This is a genomic window from Campylobacter geochelonis, assembly GCF_013201685.1.
GTDB classification, from domain to species: Bacteria; Campylobacterota; Campylobacteria; order Campylobacterales; family Campylobacteraceae; genus Campylobacter_B; species Campylobacter_B geochelonis.
This window is the reverse complement of the sequence record NZ_CP053844.1, coordinates 417,922-434,353: the sequence shown is the minus strand read 5'-3', so window position 1 is coordinate 434,353 and position 16,432 is coordinate 417,922. Positions and strand designations below refer to the sequence as shown.

Annotated in this window: 16 protein-coding genes; 3 read left to right on the top strand and 13 right to left on the bottom strand. The window is 35.1% G+C overall.

The features are described from left to right. Positions 1–48: 48 nt before the first annotated feature. The 12 genes from CGEO_RS02080 to aroQ all read right to left on the bottom strand — a co-directional run bounded on the left by CGEO_RS02080 (position 49) and on the right by aroQ (position 11,528). Complete coding sequence (locus CGEO_RS02080) at positions 49–363, bottom strand: hypothetical protein (protein WP_075540407.1); 315 nt, start codon at positions 361–363, stop codon at positions 49–51. Positions 364–460: 97 nt separating this feature from the next. After that, positions 461–1,396 carry a ribose-phosphate pyrophosphokinase gene (locus tag CGEO_RS02075; RefSeq protein ID WP_075494066.1) on the bottom strand — a complete coding sequence of 312 codons (936 nt, stop codon included), beginning with the start codon at positions 1,394–1,396 and terminating at the stop codon, positions 461–463. Positions 1,397–1,547: 151 nt separating this feature from the next. Then, positions 1,548–3,131 (bottom strand): ammonia-forming cytochrome c nitrite reductase subunit c552, encoded by a 1,584-nt coding sequence (locus tag CGEO_RS02070; protein ID WP_075540406.1) that lies wholly within the window; start codon positions 3,129–3,131, stop codon positions 1,548–1,550. A 20-nt stretch (positions 3,132–3,151) separates the two neighbouring features. Further along, a complete protein-coding gene (nrfH, locus tag CGEO_RS02065; RefSeq protein WP_075494062.1) occupies positions 3,152–3,649 on the bottom strand; it encodes a cytochrome c nitrite reductase small subunit in 498 nt (165 codons plus the stop codon). A 199-nt stretch (positions 3,650–3,848) separates the two neighbouring features. Continuing rightward, a complete protein-coding gene (metE, locus tag CGEO_RS02060) occupies positions 3,849–6,113 on the bottom strand; it encodes a 5-methyltetrahydropteroyltriglutamate--homocysteine S-methyltransferase (protein ID WP_075540405.1) in 2,265 nt (754 codons plus the stop codon). Between the two features lie 37 nt (positions 6,114–6,150). Continuing rightward, the gene (locus tag CGEO_RS02055) at positions 6,151–6,435 is read right to left on the bottom strand and encodes a hypothetical protein (protein ID WP_075540404.1); all 285 of its coding nucleotides are present in this window, start codon (positions 6,433–6,435) and stop codon (positions 6,151–6,153) included. 569 nt (positions 6,436–7,004) lie between these two features. Beyond that, on the bottom strand, positions 7,005–8,024 hold the full coding sequence (gene mnmA / locus CGEO_RS02050) for a tRNA 2-thiouridine(34) synthase MnmA (protein ID WP_075540403.1): 1,020 nt from the start codon (positions 8,022–8,024) through the stop codon (positions 7,005–7,007). A 49-nt stretch (positions 8,025–8,073) separates the two neighbouring features. Continuing rightward, positions 8,074–8,679 carry an LOG family protein gene (locus CGEO_RS02045; protein WP_075494055.1) on the bottom strand — a complete coding sequence of 202 codons (606 nt, stop codon included), beginning with the start codon at positions 8,677–8,679 and terminating at the stop codon, positions 8,074–8,076. Between the two features lie 7 nt (positions 8,680–8,686). Beyond that, positions 8,687–9,487, bottom strand: a complete 801-nt coding sequence (locus CGEO_RS02040) for a P-loop NTPase (protein ID WP_075531482.1) — start codon at positions 9,485–9,487, stop codon at positions 8,687–8,689. Between the two features lie 10 nt (positions 9,488–9,497). After that, a complete protein-coding gene (gene folK, locus CGEO_RS02035) occupies positions 9,498–9,998 on the bottom strand; it encodes a 2-amino-4-hydroxy-6-hydroxymethyldihydropteridine diphosphokinase (RefSeq protein WP_075540402.1) in 501 nt (166 codons plus the stop codon). Between the two features lie 23 nt (positions 9,999–10,021). Then, on the bottom strand, positions 10,022–11,050 hold the full coding sequence (locus CGEO_RS02030) for a M24 family metallopeptidase (RefSeq protein WP_075540401.1): 1,029 nt from the start codon (positions 11,048–11,050) through the stop codon (positions 10,022–10,024). Further along, a complete protein-coding gene (gene aroQ / locus CGEO_RS02025) occupies positions 11,043–11,528 on the bottom strand; it encodes a type II 3-dehydroquinate dehydratase (RefSeq protein WP_075494049.1) in 486 nt (161 codons plus the stop codon). Before aroQ ends, CGEO_RS02030 begins: the two co-directional genes overlap by 8 nt. A gap of 88 nt (positions 11,529–11,616) precedes the next feature. Between aroQ and mqnF the strand changes: the two genes are divergently transcribed. Together mqnF and sppA are read left to right on the top strand one after the other, a co-directional pair. Further along, positions 11,617–12,837 (top strand): aminofutalosine deaminase family hydrolase, encoded by a 1,221-nt coding sequence (gene mqnF, locus CGEO_RS02020; RefSeq protein WP_075540400.1) that lies wholly within the window; start codon positions 11,617–11,619, stop codon positions 12,835–12,837. Continuing rightward, positions 12,825–13,685, top strand: coding sequence for a signal peptide peptidase SppA (gene sppA / locus CGEO_RS02015; protein ID WP_075540399.1), 861 nt, complete (start codon positions 12,825–12,827; stop codon positions 13,683–13,685). Before mqnF ends, sppA begins: the two co-directional genes overlap by 13 nt. A gap of 484 nt (positions 13,686–14,169) precedes the next feature. Here sppA and CGEO_RS02010 read toward each other — a convergent pair whose 3' ends face one another. After that, entirely contained in the window at positions 14,170–14,799 is a 630-nt protein-coding gene (locus CGEO_RS02010; protein ID WP_075494043.1) for a metallophosphoesterase, read from the bottom strand. Between the two features lie 314 nt (positions 14,800–15,113). Here CGEO_RS02010 and ribD point away from each other — a divergent pair, with 314 nt between their 5' ends. Continuing rightward, the gene (gene ribD, locus CGEO_RS02005) at positions 15,114–16,367 is read left to right on the top strand and encodes a bifunctional diaminohydroxyphosphoribosylaminopyrimidine deaminase/5-amino-6-(5-phosphoribosylamino)uracil reductase RibD (protein WP_075540398.1); all 1,254 of its coding nucleotides are present in this window, start codon (positions 15,114–15,116) and stop codon (positions 16,365–16,367) included. Positions 16,368–16,432 lie beyond the last annotated feature (65 nt).

Here is a 16,432-nt window from a genome sequence, read left to right as displayed (position 1 = left end):
TATTTGCAAGCATTCCACTAAAACAAAAGCCAAAGCAGCAAAACAAGCTTACTCATAGCCTCTTTTCATCATGATTCGAGTGCATTCATCATCTAAATCCATGATAAATTGATTATATCCAAAGGAGGAAATTTTGCTATATATCTCGCTTTCTTTGGCTGTGCCTCTGCTTTTATATAGCTGTTTGTTTAACCCATCTGCGTAGTTTGAACGTTTTATATAAGCACTACATTTTTTGCTATTCATTTCGCCATTATACCACTCTTTTTTAAAGCCCTTCATACTTTTTATCTTGTTTTTATCACTTTCGTACGAAGAACTTGCACCAAGTGTAGGCATATTTAAATTTGATAAATCAGGCATTTTAACTAAGTAACAACCGCTTAAAAATGCTACTACCTCCCCCCATTAGCACATACGCTAAAACTTTTTTCATACTCACTCCTTAAATAAAGTTTAATTACACAAACAAGCTATTTACACTCTCATCGTGATAAACGCGTCGTATAACCTCGCCAAAAAGTGGCGCAACGCTTATAACGCGTATCTTATCACAAGTTATATCTGTTCTTAAAGGTATCGTATCTGTTACTATAAGTTCATCAAGCTGTCCATTTTCTAAATTTTCATACGCTTTTCCACTTAAAACTGGATGTGTGCAAAACGCCATAACGCTTGTAGCGCCTCGCTCTTTAAACGCAGCCGCAGCTTTTACGATGGTTCCTCCGGTGTCTATCATATCATCGACTAAAAGCACGTCTTTGCCATTTACATCGCCGATGATGTTCATAACTTCGCTTTTGTTTGCTTCTTCACGCCTTTTATCGACTATAACCATATCAAGACCTAGCTTTTTAGCCAAACTTCTAGCTCTTGCTACGCCACCAACATCAGGACTTGCTACGATAGGATTTTTTAAATTTTTAGTTTTTAAGTAGTCTGTAAAGACAATCGAGCCATAAAGGTTATCGACTGGAATGTCAAAAAAGCCTTGAATTTGACCTGCGTGCAAATCCATCGTAACAACACGGTTAATGCCCGCTGTTTGCATCATGTTTGCTACAAGTTTTGCTGTGATTGGCACTCTTGGAGCTGCTTTTCTATCTTGTCTTGCATAACCAAAGTATGGGATAATCGCCGTTATAGAGCTAGCTGAGCTTCGTTTTAACGCATCGGTTAAAATCAAAAGTTCCATTAAATTTACATTTGCTGGCGCACAGGTCGGCTGGATAACAAAAACATCTTTTCCACGCACACTTTCGCCTACTTGCACACTTATCTCGCCATCGCTGAAGCGCTTTATGCTTACATCGCTAAGTGGTAAAGATAAATATTTTGAAATTTTTTTAGAGAATTCGACATTAGCAGTTCCAGAGAATATCTTGTAACCTCGCATTTTTAACCTCTTTTGATATTGAATAATAGTGATAATTCTATCAAATTTAAGCTTTAGAAAATATATTATATGAAATTATATGGGAAGATAGTTAAATTTAGAGTATAAAAGTAGGCTAAATTTAGCTTTATACTAAATTTAGCCATTTAAATTAGAAGTTTACTTTTTGAACTTCTATATCAGCGTCAGTTGCTATCTTTGGAGGTAAAGAGTTAACCGGAGCGTGATGAAGCTCGATTTGAGCTGGTGCTTCTGGCATGGTTGCTTTTATGGTTATAGGGAAATTTATACCATAAGCAGCGATTGCATTTTGCACTAGCGATTGACCGCTTCTTGCTAAGTCGATTGATTGAGCAAGAACTCTGGCTGCTTCTTGTGGGCTGTGGAAACCTGTTGAGTTTTCGCTGAATATAAAGTCCCATCTCATAGATGCTTTTCTATGATTTTCTAACGCATCTTTTAAGACTTTGCTAATAGCCGCATCTCTTTCTTTGGCATCAGTTATACTAGCAAACTCAGGCAAAGCGGCTAGTTTTTCTCTAGCAGTTTTAATATCAGCGATAAGCGCTACAACTGCGTTTTCTGCCTCTCTTAAGCTACTTGCGGTTGCTCTTTGTATAGTTTGAACTCTAAGTTTTAAGTCATCTTCGCTTTGCATATGGCATGTTTTACAACTTGCATTTATGTTTTCAAGTGGGCTTTTAATAAAGTGATCAGTTACTTTTACAGCGCCCTCCCTTTTATATGGCATATGACAATCAGCGCACCCTACGCCACTTCTTGCGTGGATTCCGCTTGAGCTTAGCTCTGTTTCTGGGTGTTGGACTTTAAGCATTTGAGCTTTTGTATCTTTATGCAACCAGTCTTGTGCAAAAGTGCCATTTTCGCGTGCTTTATCATAATACTCATCAAGCATTTCGATTCTAAAAATTTCGCCTTTTTTCCACTCATTCCATGGGAAAGTTAGAGTATTGCCCTTGCCTTGGAAATAGTATTCAACGTGGCATTGTTGGCAAACATGGCTTCTCATCTCTTGGCGATTTGCTTTAATGCCTTGTTTTGGATTGCTTTCATAACCTCTTGCAACCATTGCGTTTATATAAGCTGGGCGTGTGATTCTTAAACTCATATCATCTGGGTTGTGGCAGTCTGCGCAAGTTGAACCCATATGTGAGCCGTGCGGTCCATCGCCTTTTTCTTGTTTAACTACATCGATAACTTCAAAGTATGGTTTTTCATTTACAAAATCCCAACCTTTTTTATTAATAAGCCATGTAAGCCAACCTGTGTGGCAGTTCATACACGCACCCGGTTGTCCTTTAAATGCTGGAAGACCGTGAGTGTTAAGATACTCTTTGTTTGTTCTCATAGTTTCCATTTGATCGATTTGTGTATAAAAGTGGCTTCTTTCTTCGTTAAAATCCACAGCAAAAGCATAACCACCCCAAAGTGTTTGGATTTGCGGATAGCGGATAATCTTGCTATATGGTAAAGAACCACCAAATTCGGTTGGTGTGTTTGTAGAAGTTGCCATCTCCAAAAAACTTCCAAGTTGTGAAGGGAAATTTTTACCCCACTCTGCATAGTCTGGATTTTCATCGCTGACTTTGTTAAGCATCAAAGGATAAGCTCTCTCTTGTGCTTTTTTCTCGCCGATATTTGCAAACAGAGCAAACATCGCAGCACCTAATACTACCGCCAATAAAAAGGCAATCGCATAAACTGTTTTTTTCATATATAATCTCCTTGTTGTTATCAATAATTATGTGCGTGACCCACTTGTCTATGACAAGAGACACAACTTAGTGGTTCATTTGCTGGAGCACCAGCACTCATAGTAGCATCGATTGCATGGGTTGCATAGCTTTCGTGACAAGTCATGCAGTTATTTTGCACGATGCGTTTGCTCTTTTCGTTTGCACTAAAAGAAACTGGGTTATCTTTAAAAGTAACTGCGTATCCATGATGAAGCCCACTTTCAGCCTTCATCATCCACTTGCCAACAAAATCATGCGGCACATGGCAGTCATTACAAGTAGCGACATGCTGATGACCACCTTTCATCCAGCTCTCATAGACTTGGTTCATAACATGGCAATTTTTACAAGCTGCTGGATCATCGCTCATGTATGAAAAACCCTTTGCGTAAACAAAGGTGAAAATACCATGCCCGATAACCAGACCAAAACTTACTATAAGAATTAGAACGGCAAGTGACGATGGGTTTTCTTTGAATTTCTCAACTAGTTTCAAAAAACCTCCTTCTATCGTTTTTTTAAAACAAAATTTTGTTAAGATTATATTAAAAATAGATTTTAAAAGCATTGATTCGAGTCAAGTGTTTATCGGTTTAACTTTTTAAAAGTATTGATTTATTTTATAGAGTGTAAATTTAGTGTGCAGTATACGAAAAAGTAGAATTTGCCACCTGAATTTAGGTGGCAAATTTAAGTTAGCCTCTTACGATTTTAACGGCTTCAACCATATTTTTAAGGCTTGGTTTTACCTCTTCCCATTTTCTAGTTTTTAACCCACAATCTGGATTTATCCAAAGTTGCTCTTTTGGAAGGACTAAAAGTAGGTCGTTTATCTGTTTTACTATCTCTTCAACGCTTGGAATTCTTGGGCTGTGGATGTCATAAACTCCAGGTCCAACCTCTTGTTTATAACCAACTTCTTTAAAGATTTTTAAAAGCTCATTTCCACTTCTTGCAGTCTCGATAGAAATCACATCAGCGTCCATAGCTTCGATAGTTTTAATAATGTCATTAAACTCACTATAGCACATATGGGTATGAATTTGAGTGCTAGCTTTAGCAGCTGAAACGCTAAGTTTAAAGCAATCAACAGCAAATTTCTCATAAGCTGAGATATTCTCTTTTCTTAACGGATAGCCCTCTTTGAATGCCGCTTCATCAACTTGAATGATTTTAATTCCTGCATTTTGCAAGTCATCAATCTCATCATAAATCGCTAACGCCAACTCTTTTGCTATCTCGCCTCTTGGCTTATCATCTCTTACAAAGCTCCAGTTCATGATAGTTATAGGTCCAGTTAGCATGCCTTTCATGATTTTTTGAGTTTTGCTTTGAGCGTAAGTTATCCACTCTACTGTCATCGGTTTTGGACGGCTTACATCGCCAAAAAGAAGTGGTGGTTTTACACATCTGCTTCCATAGCTTTGAACCCAACCATTTTGGCTAAATGCGTAACCATTTAACTGCTCGCCAAAGTATTCAACCATATCATTTCGCTCAGGCTCACCATGAACTAGCACATCAAGCCCAACCTCTTCTTGAAACGCAACGCACTCATCGATATAAGTTTTTATATCTTTTTCATAAGCTTCTTTGCTGATTAGTCCTTTTTTATAAGCATTTCTTACTTGACGAAGCTCGGTAGTTTGTGGGAATGAACCGATAGTCGTAGTTGGTAAAATGCCATAATCTAGCTCTTTTCTTTGGATTACAATGCGCTCTTCATATGGAGTATCGCGTTCAAATTTAGTTAAATTTGATACTCTTTTTTGAACTGCTTCATCGTTGATTAGCTTTGAAGTTGCTCTTGTTAGGGCTGCTTCTTTGTTGCTTTTATAAATTTCATTTCCGATTTCGCAAAGCTCTTTTTCATGAACTAAATTTGCCAACACTCTAACTTCAGCTAGTTTTTCAACCGCAAAACTCAACCAGTTTTTAATCTCAGGGTTTAATTTTTCTTCATATTTTAGTGTAAATGGCACATGTAAAAGCGAGCAAGAAGTTCCGATAACTAGCCTATCTAGCGGGATTATAGATTTGATTTTTGAAGCTATTTCAAGCTTTTTATCTAAATTTGCTTTCCAGACATTTCGCCCATCGATTAACCCTGCAAATAAGACTTTATCGCTATTTTTTAACACCTCAAGTGCTTCTTGTTGGCAGCTTGCGTGAACAAAGTCAAGTCCAACGCCCCAAATTTTGGTTTTAACTACCTCTTTAACAGCTTCAGTTGCATGCTCAAAATATGTCATAAATATGATTTTTATGTTAGATGCTGCTGATGTTAGCTTCTCGTAAGTTGGAACTATAAATTTAACTAGTCCAGCCGCTCTATCTGTTACAAAAATTGGCTCATCAATTTGAACGATAAGCTCATCATCAAGTTTTGAAATCTCTTTTAAAAGCTCGGTGTATTTTTCAACCAACTCATCAAGTCTATCTAGTGGGTTGCTTGTAAAACCCCCTTTTGATAGCGCTAAGAAAGTTATCGGTCCTACTAAATTTATCTTTAGTTTTTTGCTTGTTAATGCTTTTGCCTCTTTGTATTCGTTGATTATCTTATCTGGATTTAGGCTAAATTTAACGTCATTTGTTACCTCAGGCACGATGTAGTGGTAGTTTGTGTTAAACCACTTTGTCATCTCCATAGCAACGGCGTTTTTGTTTCCTCTTGCCATAGCAAAATACTGCTCGCTTGCATTTAACTCGCGAAAACGTGCCGGAATCGCACCAAAAGTTATCATATTATCAAGCATAATGTCATAAAATGAGAAATCATTTACGCTGATTAAATCAATCTTTGCTTCATCTTGATATTTGATATGTCTTGCTCGAAGCTCTTTTGCGACATTTTCAAGCTCTTTAAGCTCGCATTTACCTGACCAAAACTCTTCTAATGCTTTTTTAAGTTCTCTTTGTTCACCTATTCTTGGGAAACCTGTTACATAATTTTTTATCATATTTTATCCTTTTTTTATATTTTTAATTTATTGTGATTTAGCAAAATTTAAACTGTTTTTGCATTTCGTAAAAGAGAAATGGAGGGAAAATATCACTATGAGAAAAGCTGTAAGCGCTCTTTTTAGGCAACCTAAACAGTCTTAAACATCCAGCGGTTTTGTTTTTAAAAACACAGTTGCAGTGAAATGCTCCCGAGCTAAAAAGCAAAATAAAAATTTGTGGGATAACAAAGTTAAATTTAGTCAAAAATGTAGTTCCATCTTTTTTAAAACTCTTAAAGTCTTTTAAAGCCTTAAAGCATGGGACACGACATAAACTCAACTCCTTTTTTTGAAATAATTTATAATTTTATCTTTAATTTTCTTTAAAACAGATAAAAAATGTAATTTAACCATACTTTTATAAAACTAAAATTTTACTAAATTTTTAAATCCAGCAAAAATTTACACTTTTTAACCATCTACTTATGACTAAAATACAGCCAAATTTTGCTCTTTTAGCGGTATATAAATCAAGCTTGTTAAAACAAAATATCCCAAATTTTATAAACATCTCCTGTTTAACAATCACAATAACCCTTTATATCTAATCAAAAGCCATGTTGACTCGCCTTAATAACCCGATATGTTTGGTTTAAAAAAATAAAACAAATGATTTAAAATATTTATCCACAAAAGATGCAATATCATTTAGTTTAAAAAGTGCAAATTTATAATAAGTTTTATCTATAAAAAGTGATAAAACCTTTACAACAGGCAAAAACCACAACAACAAGCTTTGTATTTATAAAAATTTAGATAAACTTTACAACCAAAAAACCAACTAGCACAAACCAACAACTCAAATTTAGCGACTATAAAATAATTTTTATAAAGCCATCGCTACTAAATTTAGCTTATAAATCCGCTTGCTAAAACTCTCTCATCTTCATCGTAAAAAACCGCGAGCTGTCCGCTAGCTATGCCATTTGCTGGGGTTTCTAGCTTGACTTTTGCGCTATTGTTTATAACTTCAACAAAGGCTTTTAGCTTTTCGCTTCGGTAGCGAATTTTAACAAAACACTCGAATTTATCATCTAAATTTGCAAATTTATTAAAATTTTCAGTCTCAAACTCATCTTCTTTAAGCTCGTCCTTATCTCCAACTACGATTTCGTTTTTACTAGCGTCGATTTTTACTACGTAGTGTGGTTCGTGTGCGCCATCCACGCTAAAACCGCGTCTTTTGCCGATAGTATAGTGCATATATCCGTTGTGTTTGCCAACTTCTTTGCCACTCGTATCTCTTACAACGCCCGGTAAATCGGTGTTATAATGCTTTTGCAAAATTTCAATATAGCTGTTTGGCACAAAACAAATTTCACTACTTTCTCTTTGTCCTGCGATTTCTATAAGTTCTGGAAACTGATTTGCTAGTTTTTTAACATCACTTTTTAACATCTCTCCAAGCGGGAAAATCATATACTCAAGCGCCTTTTTATCGATGTTTGCTAAAAAGTAGCTTTGATCTTTACTCTCATCAAACGCCTTTTTTAAAAGCCCGTTTTCAACTCTTACATAATGCCCTGTTGCAAGCTTTTCACACCCAAGAGTTAACGCAAACTCCAAAAGCTTTCCAAGTTTTATCAGTCTGTTACATAGTGCGCAAGGATTAGGCGTTTTGCCACTTTTATAGATGTTTACAAACGGCTCATAAACAAGCTTGTTAAACTCGTTTTGAAGATCTAAAACTTTGGTTTCTATGCCTAAAAATTTACCTACTTTTTCAACTTTTCTTATGTTTTCTTCGTGATATCCGGGCTTTGCGTGAAGCTTCATATAACAGCCTATGACTTCATGCCCACTATCTTTTAAAAGTTTTGCCACCATCGACGAATCTACTCCGCCACTCATCGCAACCATAATTTTCAAATATATACCTTAATACTAAATTTTAATCTTATATTATATCTTTATATTGTTAATTTGAGCTAAATTTAGCAATATCATCATAAATTTCATCTATATCATCTGTTAGCATAAAGAGCTGTGTATCGACTTTAGCGATGGTTTTTTCGCCAACTAATGATGAGTTTATAAAATACACTAAAGATGTAAAAAATTCTACACCAAAAAGATATATTTTAGCATTTTTCATACCATTTTGTACTAAAACTAAAATTTCAAAAAGTTCATCAAGAGTACCGTATCCTCCTGGAAATATCACAAAAAAGTCCGATTTTTCTATAAGTGCCACTTTTCGCAAAGCCAAATGCGAAAAAACAGTGCCGTTGGTTACAAACTCATTTATCTTTTGCTCGTTTGGTAAGATTACATTAAAGCCCACACTTTGCGTATTTTTAGCATCATAAGCACCCTTGTTAGCCGCTTTCATTATCCCGCCGCCACCACCAGTTATGATAGTAAAACCACTGCTTGCAAGGCGAAACGAAAGATTATAAGCCGCGCGAGAGTATAAGCTCTCATCATCAAATCTAGCCGAGCCAAACACACTAACGCAACCGCTTGGCAAGGTCAAACACTCTTCTATATTTTTTACATCATCAATTATTTTTTTAAATTTCATACTTTTCCTAAACAAGGTCTAAAATTCGCTTAAAAAAGCCACTTATGCCTTTTATAGACTCGACTTTTATCGCTTTTTTTCCCATTTTAACTAACAAATTTGAAGATATTTGCTTGAGTTGATTAAGCGCAATCAAGCTTTGATACTCATCACTAAAAATTTCTCTATCTTTTACGCTTTTTAAAAGCCTATCATCTTGTTTTAACTCGCCAACAAAGCTTAGGTCAAACTCTTTTTCGACATTATTTTTTAGCACTTTTGCGAAATTTTTACACAACACTTCGCCCTCGCCATTGGCTAAATTTAGCATCAAAAATGCTTTATTTTTATATTTTGTTACTATTTTTAAAGTTGCGTAAGCATCTATCATCGCCGTTGGCTCTGGCACGCTTATAAGCAAAACCTCATCTGCGATATCGATAAAATCTTGCGTGATTTTTGAAATTCCAGAAGATGTATCGATGAAGATAAAGTCGATATTTTGCAAATTTAAAAGCTCATTTTTTAAATTTTGTTTTAACTCATCGTTGTAAATAGCTAAAATTTCCTCGCCACTATAACTTGGCACGATGTATAAATTTGGCTTTATTTTAAACATCACATCTTCAAATTTAGCCTCGCCTTTGAAAAAATCAAAGATATTTTTCTCACTTTTTACATTTAAAATAGTATCTAAACTGCCCAAAGATAAGTCTGCGTCGATTAAAACTACTTTGTAGCCTTCGTTTGCTATGATGTTTGCTAAATTTGCACTTATCAAGCTCTTTCCGACTCCGCCTTTTCCGCTTACAACAGATACTATTTTCATATATTTTCCTTTACATTAATCCAGCTGGCAAAATAACGCTTATTCTATCATAAATTCCAGGATGAGGCAAAATAAGTCTTTTATCCGCACGCGTTTTTGCACTAAATGATAAAATGTCTAAGTCAAGCGTTCTAGGAGCATTTTTAAAGCTTCTTTTTCGACCAAAAATTTTCTCATAATGTTGCATTATTTTAAGTGTTTGGTTTGGGTTAAGTGAAGTTTGCACCCTTAAAACAGCATTTAAAAAATCAGGTTGCTTTGTATACCCAAACGCTTTATTTAGCAAAAGTGGCGAGGTTTGAACTACAAAAAATCTCTTATCATCTTTAAATTTTTTGAAAAACATCTCAAATCTTTTTTTGCTATCTCCTAAATTTCCGCCGATTCCTAGATAAAACTCATATTTGTAGTTCTCTTTTTCACTTTGATAAAATGGAAAATGGACTGATTTAGTAAGTTTAAGTGCATCTTTTAAGCTAAAAAAACCATTTTTTAAAAGCAAAATTTCCATCTTATCTCTTTACCGGCTTAGCTTTATAAAATCTCGCAACCATCAGCTGTGACAACCACCACATCTTCTATTCTAACACCAAACTCACCCTCAAGATAAATGCCTGGCTCAACGCTAAAAACCATGCCCTCTTTTAGCACAACTTCGCTTTTTGAATTTATGTTTGGAAACTCGTGTATATCGATACCAACGCCATGTCCAGTGCTGTGAAAAAACTCTTTTTTATAACCACATTTTGTTATAAATTCTCTTGCTGCATTGTCGACATCTCGCGCTAAAACGCCAGGTTTAACCGCTTTTATAGCTAAATTTTGCGCCTCTTTTACGATTTGATAAATTTCGTTTTGCTTTTGTGTTTTAAAACTTTGTCTTTTGCTAAATTCAACACTATCTGTAAAACACGCCGTTCTTGTGCGATCTGAGCAGTATCTTTTAAATTTTACTCCAGCATCAAGCAAGAGCAAGTCGCCACTTCTAAGCCTATCCGAACTTGGCAAAGCATGGGCTTTTGCTGCGTTTTGGTTAAGTGCGATGATTGGCTCAAAAGAAAGCCCTAGCTCGCCATCATGTTTTAAGATATTGCAAGCGTGGAAAAAAAGCTCTTTTTCGCTTAAACTAAGCCCATTTTCACTAACAAATTTAGCAAATTGATCAAAACTTTTCGCCCCAAAAATAGCTGCTTGTTTTAAAATCTCAATCTCTTTTTGGCTCTTTATCATTCGCTTTTTTTTAGAAAAAAACGGGCGTGGGATAAAGTTTATATGGATAAATTTGCTAAGCTCTTCAAACTGTGCATAAGAGAAATCATACGGGTCAAAAACTAAGCTTTTAACCCCAAATTTACGTAGTAGCAACCTAGCCTCTTTTATGATAGGCTGTTTTATTTCGATAACTTCTGTATCGTGCGCTAAATTTCTAGCTTCTATCGCGTATCTTGAGTCGGTTAATAAAAAATTTCTGCCTCTTATATGCAAGAAAATTTCGTTATCGCAACTATATCCGCACTCAAAATATACGCTATTTTCATCTTGTAAGATGTAGTTTTTACTCATTAGCTGCTGGTGCTGCTTTCTCTCTAGCGGCTCTTACAGCCTTGATTTGCTCAAAAATTTGGAGCATTGCTATCATAGCAAGATGATATCCAACTGGTCCAAAACCTATAATTTGTCCAGCAGTTACAGCTGAGATAAGGCTTTTTTGGCGAAATTCTTCGCGTCTTGCGATGTTTGAGATATGAACTTCGATAACTGGTAAATTTACCGCTGCGATTGCATCACGAATCGCAATAGATGTGTGGGTATAGGCTGCTGGATTTATGATAATACCGTCGCTATCGCCAAAGCACTCTTGGATTTTATCTACTATTTCACCTTCAAAATTTGTTTGAAAAAACTCGATATCAACGCCGTTTTGCTCTGCTACAACTTTCATTTGAGCGTGTATATCTTCCATCTTCATCGAGCCATATACGCTAGTTTCTCTAGTTCCTAGCATGTTGATATTTGGTCCTTGAATTACTACTATTTTCATTTATTTCTCCTGCGAATTTTAAAATTTAAGGTTGATTATATCCTAAAATAACTAAATTTTTGCTACAATCAACCTCTTAGGAGAAGAGATGAAAATACTAAAAGCAAAATATATCTTAGTGTGTGATGATGGCTTTAAAGTGCTTAAAAATAGTGCCATAGCCTTTGATACAAAGATAAAAAAAGTTGGTAAATTTAAAGAGCTACAAGCGCAATTTAAAGATGCTTTGGTGCTTGATTTTAGCGAAGATATCGTTATGCCAGCCTTTATCAACCCACACTGCCATCTTGAGTTTAGCGCAAACTCGACCACGCTTGTTTATGGTGATTTTTTAAAATGGGTTAAAAGCGTAATCACTAGTAGAAGCGAGCTTTCAAAAGAGGCAACCGATAAACTTATCCAAAATGCAATTAATTCGATGATGCGCTCAGGCGTAGCGACAATCGGCGAAATTTCAAGCTTTGGAAGCGACTTAAATGCGTGCGTAAATTCAAAAGCAAGAGTTGTCTTTTATAACGAAATACTTGGCTCAAACCCCGAGTTTATAGAGTCTTGTTGGGAGAATTTCATAACTCGTTTTAAACAAAGCGATAAATTTAAAAGCGAGCTTTTTATCCCCGCACTTTCCATTCACTCAACCTACTCAACCCACCCAACCCTTTGCAAGCGCGCTTGTGATTTTGCTAAGCTAAACAACCTTTTACTCTCAACTCACCTGCTTGAAAGCAACCACGAAAATAGATGGTTAAGAGAGGCAAAGGGCGGTTTTAAGGAGTGGCTAGCTAAATTTAGCAAAGATGCCAAACCGATGTATGGTGTTGAAGAATTTATCAAAAACTTTAGCGGCTTAAGAACGCTTTTTGTGCATTGTGTTTACTTAAAAGAGCTTGAAAAACTAGATAGCAACCTACACTCAATCGCACATTGCGCGGTTTCAAACAGACTGCTTAGTAAAAAAACGCTAAATTTAAAAAAGGTGCTAAAAAGTGGACTAAATTTAGCCATTGCAACAGATGGGCTAAGCTCAAATATAAGCCTAAATTTCTTTGATGAATTGCGTGCGAATTTACTTATCCATGATGATTTTGACTTGCAAAAACTAGCTAAAGTTTTGCTTCTTAGCTCGACTTTAAACCCAGCTCGAGCTTTGGGGTTAAATTTAGGCTCACTAGAAGAAGAGAAACTCGCCGATATCGCGGTTTATAAAGGTTTTGAAGTAAGCGATGAAACGCAAATTCCACTGCAACTAATTTTACAGACAAAAGAGGCTAAAGAGCTATTTATAGGGGGCAAAAAATGGGAATTTTAAAAGGATTTTTTAAATTTATCGGCTGGATAATTAAATTTAGCATTCAAGTTTTTATCATTTTATTTTTTATTTTGATTTTTATCGAGGTGATTTCTGATGAGAAAATCTCATCTAAAGCAAATTTAGTCGAACTAAATTTAAATGGTGCTATCATCGATGATAGCGAGTTTTTACGCCAAATTTATCAAGCCAAAGATGACTTAGAGATAAAAGGCGTTCTTCTTCGTATCGATAGTCCAGGCGGCGCACTTGCTCCGAGTTTTGAAATCTCACAAGCTATAAAAGAGCTAAATGATAAAAAACCAGTCATCGCATACGCAAGCGGTACGATGGCGAGTGGAAGCTACTTAAGTGGCGTTTGGGCGAGTAAAATTTATGCAAACAAAGGCAGTTTTATTGGCTCGATTGGCGTGATTATGCAAGGTGCAAATTTAAGCGAACTTACCGCTAAAATAGGCATTAAAGAGCAAATCGTAAAAGCTGGTGAGTTCAAAGAGGCTGGAACGATGATGAGAGAGTGGACAAGCGATGAAAAACAGAGCCTTCAAGCGCTCGTTGATAAGAGTTATGAGCTTTTTACAAGTGAGGTTGCAAAGGCTAGAAAGCTTGATTTATCAACTCAAAAATCATGGGCAAACGCGAGAGTCTTTTTAGCTGATGATGCTAAAAAACTAGGTTTGATTGATGATATAAAAACCTATCAAGAAGCAATTGATCTAACTGCAAAAACTGCCGGAGTGGCTAATCCAGCGTGGAAAAAAGCAGATAAGCTTGATAAATTTATAAACTCATTTTCAACTAAAGTTGCAAATTTAGTACTAAGTGAACTTTTTGTAAAAGTTAGATAAGATAGCGCGCGATTTATCAATATATCAAAATCTTGATTTTATAAATTAAAAGTGGCAAAAACCAGCCACTTTTGCTAAATCTTGCATGGCAGATAGTTTTTAAGTTCTAACTTTTTATATTTATCATTGAAATTATTATGTAAGCAAACAGCCACAAATCCCATAAAAATGCTCTTATAACACATTTTAGCTTGTACGAGTGTCTATTTATAAATACTTAAATTTATAGTTTTAGCTTAAAATTTATCTCATTTTAAATATCTAAATTTTATAACACAAGTCGCATAAATACAATAAATTTAGCAAATTTACATTCAAATTTAGTATTAATTTTATAACTTAAATAGCGAAAATCATCAGTTTTATAAATTTAAAACCATAAAAAAGCCTATAAATTTTGCTAACAAGCTTTATCAAAAATAGTTTTATTTAAAGTTAAAATTTAAATTTCAAAGTCTTAAATCAAACGAAATTTTACTCAAATTTAATAAATTTCGCCTTCTTTTCTATCATCATACTCTCGTGGCGCTGCGTTTTTAGTCAAGCTAAATATATCATTAAGCGATAAAATCCGCCCCCACCTATCCCAGCACACATTTACAGCGCGCCCACCTAAGATGTGCGAGATGTCATTTTCATGGATATGACCGTGTAAATGCACCGCTCCACGGCTCATACCATTCCATTCATATATCGGATAATGCGACATTATGATGATTAAATTTTCAATAACACCATTGTGAGTAAAGCTAAATTTTTCCTCTAAATAATCAACTCTTTTTTCAAGCAAATCATCAAATTCTCCACTTAAAAACTGCTTATCGTGGTTGCCTTGCACAAAAATTTTACGCCCATTTAGACTTTGCAAAATTTTTCTGGTTTTGTCTTTTTTGAAAGAAAAATCCCCAAGATAATATACCAAATCATTTTGCCCAACAACTCCATTCCACTGCGATATAAGAGCAAAATCCATCTCATTTATCAGCTTTTCATCAAGTGATTTTGTAAAGTCAAAGTCCTTGCTCCAAAAGAGCTTTTTGCGAAACTTGGGGCTAAAACGAACGATATTTTTATGGCTAAAGTGAAAATCAGATGTGAAAAATATATTTTGCATTTTAACTCTTTTTTTGAAAAATTATAGCTAAATTTAGCCATTCTTAGCTAAACAGACAAAGCAAATTAAAAAATTTTTAACTTTATGTGTTACTTATATATAAATTTAAACTATTATTTTATACTTTTTATGAAATCGAAGGATTATTTATAAAGATTGTTAATAAGCTAAATTTAATGTATAATTTCATCAAAAAAGGTAAAATTTTGGATATAAAACTTATAAAACAAACGTGCATAAATACCTGCAAAATATCAAAAGCCAGACTTGGTACGCTCTGCTACTACGCAAACACAGTCGCAAAAAGATAGAAAATGAACGATGAATTTTATATGAATTTAGCCATAAACGAGGCGTGGAAGTATCAAATTTTAACCTATCCAAACCCAGCAGTTGGGTGCGTGATAGTTGATAAATTTGGCAAAATTTTAGCTATTAAAGCTCATCAAAAAGCTGGTCTTGCTCATGCTGAGTTAAGTGCGGTTATATCGGCATTTGAAGCTAAATTTAAAGATACATCGCTACCAAAAAACCCTAGCAAAGCTTACGAGTATATTTTAGCTAATCACGATGGATTTTTAAATGGCGCAAAGGCTTTTGTAACACTTGAGCCATGCTCACATCATGGCAAAACGCCACCATGCGCTAATTTGCTTAACAAGCTTGGATTTAGCGAAGTAATTATCGGCTCATATGATAACACGGACGCTGCAAGTGGTGGGGGAAAGTTGCTACAAAAAAACGGCGTAAAAGTTAAATTTGGTATTTTAAAAGAGCGTTGCGATGAACTTTTAGCCCCATTTTTAGCGTGGCAAAGCGGAAATTTTAGCTTTTTAAAACTTGGAATGAGCCTAAATGGCGTGGTAAGTGGCGGCGTGATAACCGGACTTGGCGCTAGAGTTTTGGTGCATAAAATCCGCTCTGTTCTACCACTACTTGCTATTGGCGGAAATACCGTTAGAATCGACCGTCCAACGCTTGATAGCAGGCTAGCAAATGGTATTTACAAAACATACGACGCGGTTAAAACAGATGAGAATGAGTGTAAAATAGGTGAGTTAGTTTGTAGCGACTACGAAACAAACATAAGAGCTTTTGATGAAAAATATCCCTCTAAAGTAAATAAAAAAAATTATAAAACTGATAGTAATTCTCAAAAAATCGATTCTAGTTTTTGTCAGACAAATGATACTTTTTATAAAACACACAACGCTAATACTTTTGAAGTAGCCGATACTTACAAAACGCACAGCACGCATAATCCAGATGTTTTCATATACTCGCGTCAGAAAGAATTTGATAAAACAATTCCGCTTTTTAGCATTGCTAAGCGGAAAGTGATAATCGGCGATGATATCAAATTTGTTCGTTCATATCCACTTTGTATGTTTGAGGGTGGGCAAAATTTGCTGGCGAATTTGCCAGAATTTGTGGAGTATGTGTTGATATTTTTTGCTCCAAATTTCTTAAATTTAGCAAATTTAAGTGCAAATTTGAAGCTAAAATTGCTAAATTTATGCGAAATTGATGGCGAGTTTTATGGGTGGTTTAAAATAGTTAAAAAGTAGCGATTTTGCGTTTTGGTTTTAAAAATTTATTTTACCTAGATTTTGGTTTTAAAATTTGTATAAAA

What these genes read in the sequence shown, in the direction of transcription:
- CGEO_RS02080 (WP_075540407.1), bottom strand. Translation starts at nt 363, where the DNA reads ATGCCTGATTTATCAAATTTAAATATGCCTACACTTGGTGCAAGTTCT.
- CGEO_RS02075 (WP_075494066.1), bottom strand. Translation starts at nt 1,396, where the DNA reads ATGCGAGGTTACAAGATATTCTCTGGAACTGCTAATGTCGAATTCTCT.
- CGEO_RS02070 (WP_075540406.1), bottom strand. Translation starts at nt 3,131, where the DNA reads ATGAAAAAAACAGTTTATGCGATTGCCTTTTTATTGGCGGTAGTATTA.
- metE (WP_075540405.1), bottom strand. Translation starts at nt 6,113, where the DNA reads ATGATAAAAAATTATGTAACAGGTTTCCCAAGAATAGGTGAACAAAGA.
- CGEO_RS02045 (WP_075494055.1), bottom strand. Translation starts at nt 8,679, where the DNA reads ATGAAATTTAAAAAAATAATTGATGATGTAAAAAATATAGAAGAGTGT.
- CGEO_RS02040 (WP_075531482.1), bottom strand. Translation starts at nt 9,487, where the DNA reads ATGAAAATAGTATCTGTTGTAAGCGGAAAAGGCGGAGTCGGAAAGAGC.
- folK (WP_075540402.1), bottom strand. Translation starts at nt 9,998, where the DNA reads ATGGAAATTTTGCTTTTAAAAAATGGTTTTTTTAGCTTAAAAGATGCA.
- CGEO_RS02030 (WP_075540401.1), bottom strand. Translation starts at nt 11,050, where the DNA reads ATGAGTAAAAACTACATCTTACAAGATGAAAATAGCGTATATTTTGAG.
- aroQ (WP_075494049.1), bottom strand. Translation starts at nt 11,528, where the DNA reads ATGAAAATAGTAGTAATTCAAGGACCAAATATCAACATGCTAGGAACT.
- mqnF (WP_075540400.1), top strand. Translation starts at nt 11,617, where the DNA reads ATGAAAATACTAAAAGCAAAATATATCTTAGTGTGTGATGATGGCTTT.
- sppA (WP_075540399.1), top strand. Translation starts at nt 12,825, where the DNA reads ATGGGAATTTTAAAAGGATTTTTTAAATTTATCGGCTGGATAATTAAA.
- CGEO_RS02010 (WP_075494043.1), bottom strand. Translation starts at nt 14,799, where the DNA reads ATGCAAAATATATTTTTCACATCTGATTTTCACTTTAGCCATAAAAAT.
- ribD (WP_075540398.1), top strand. Translation starts at nt 15,114, where the DNA reads ATGAACGATGAATTTTATATGAATTTAGCCATAAACGAGGCGTGGAAG.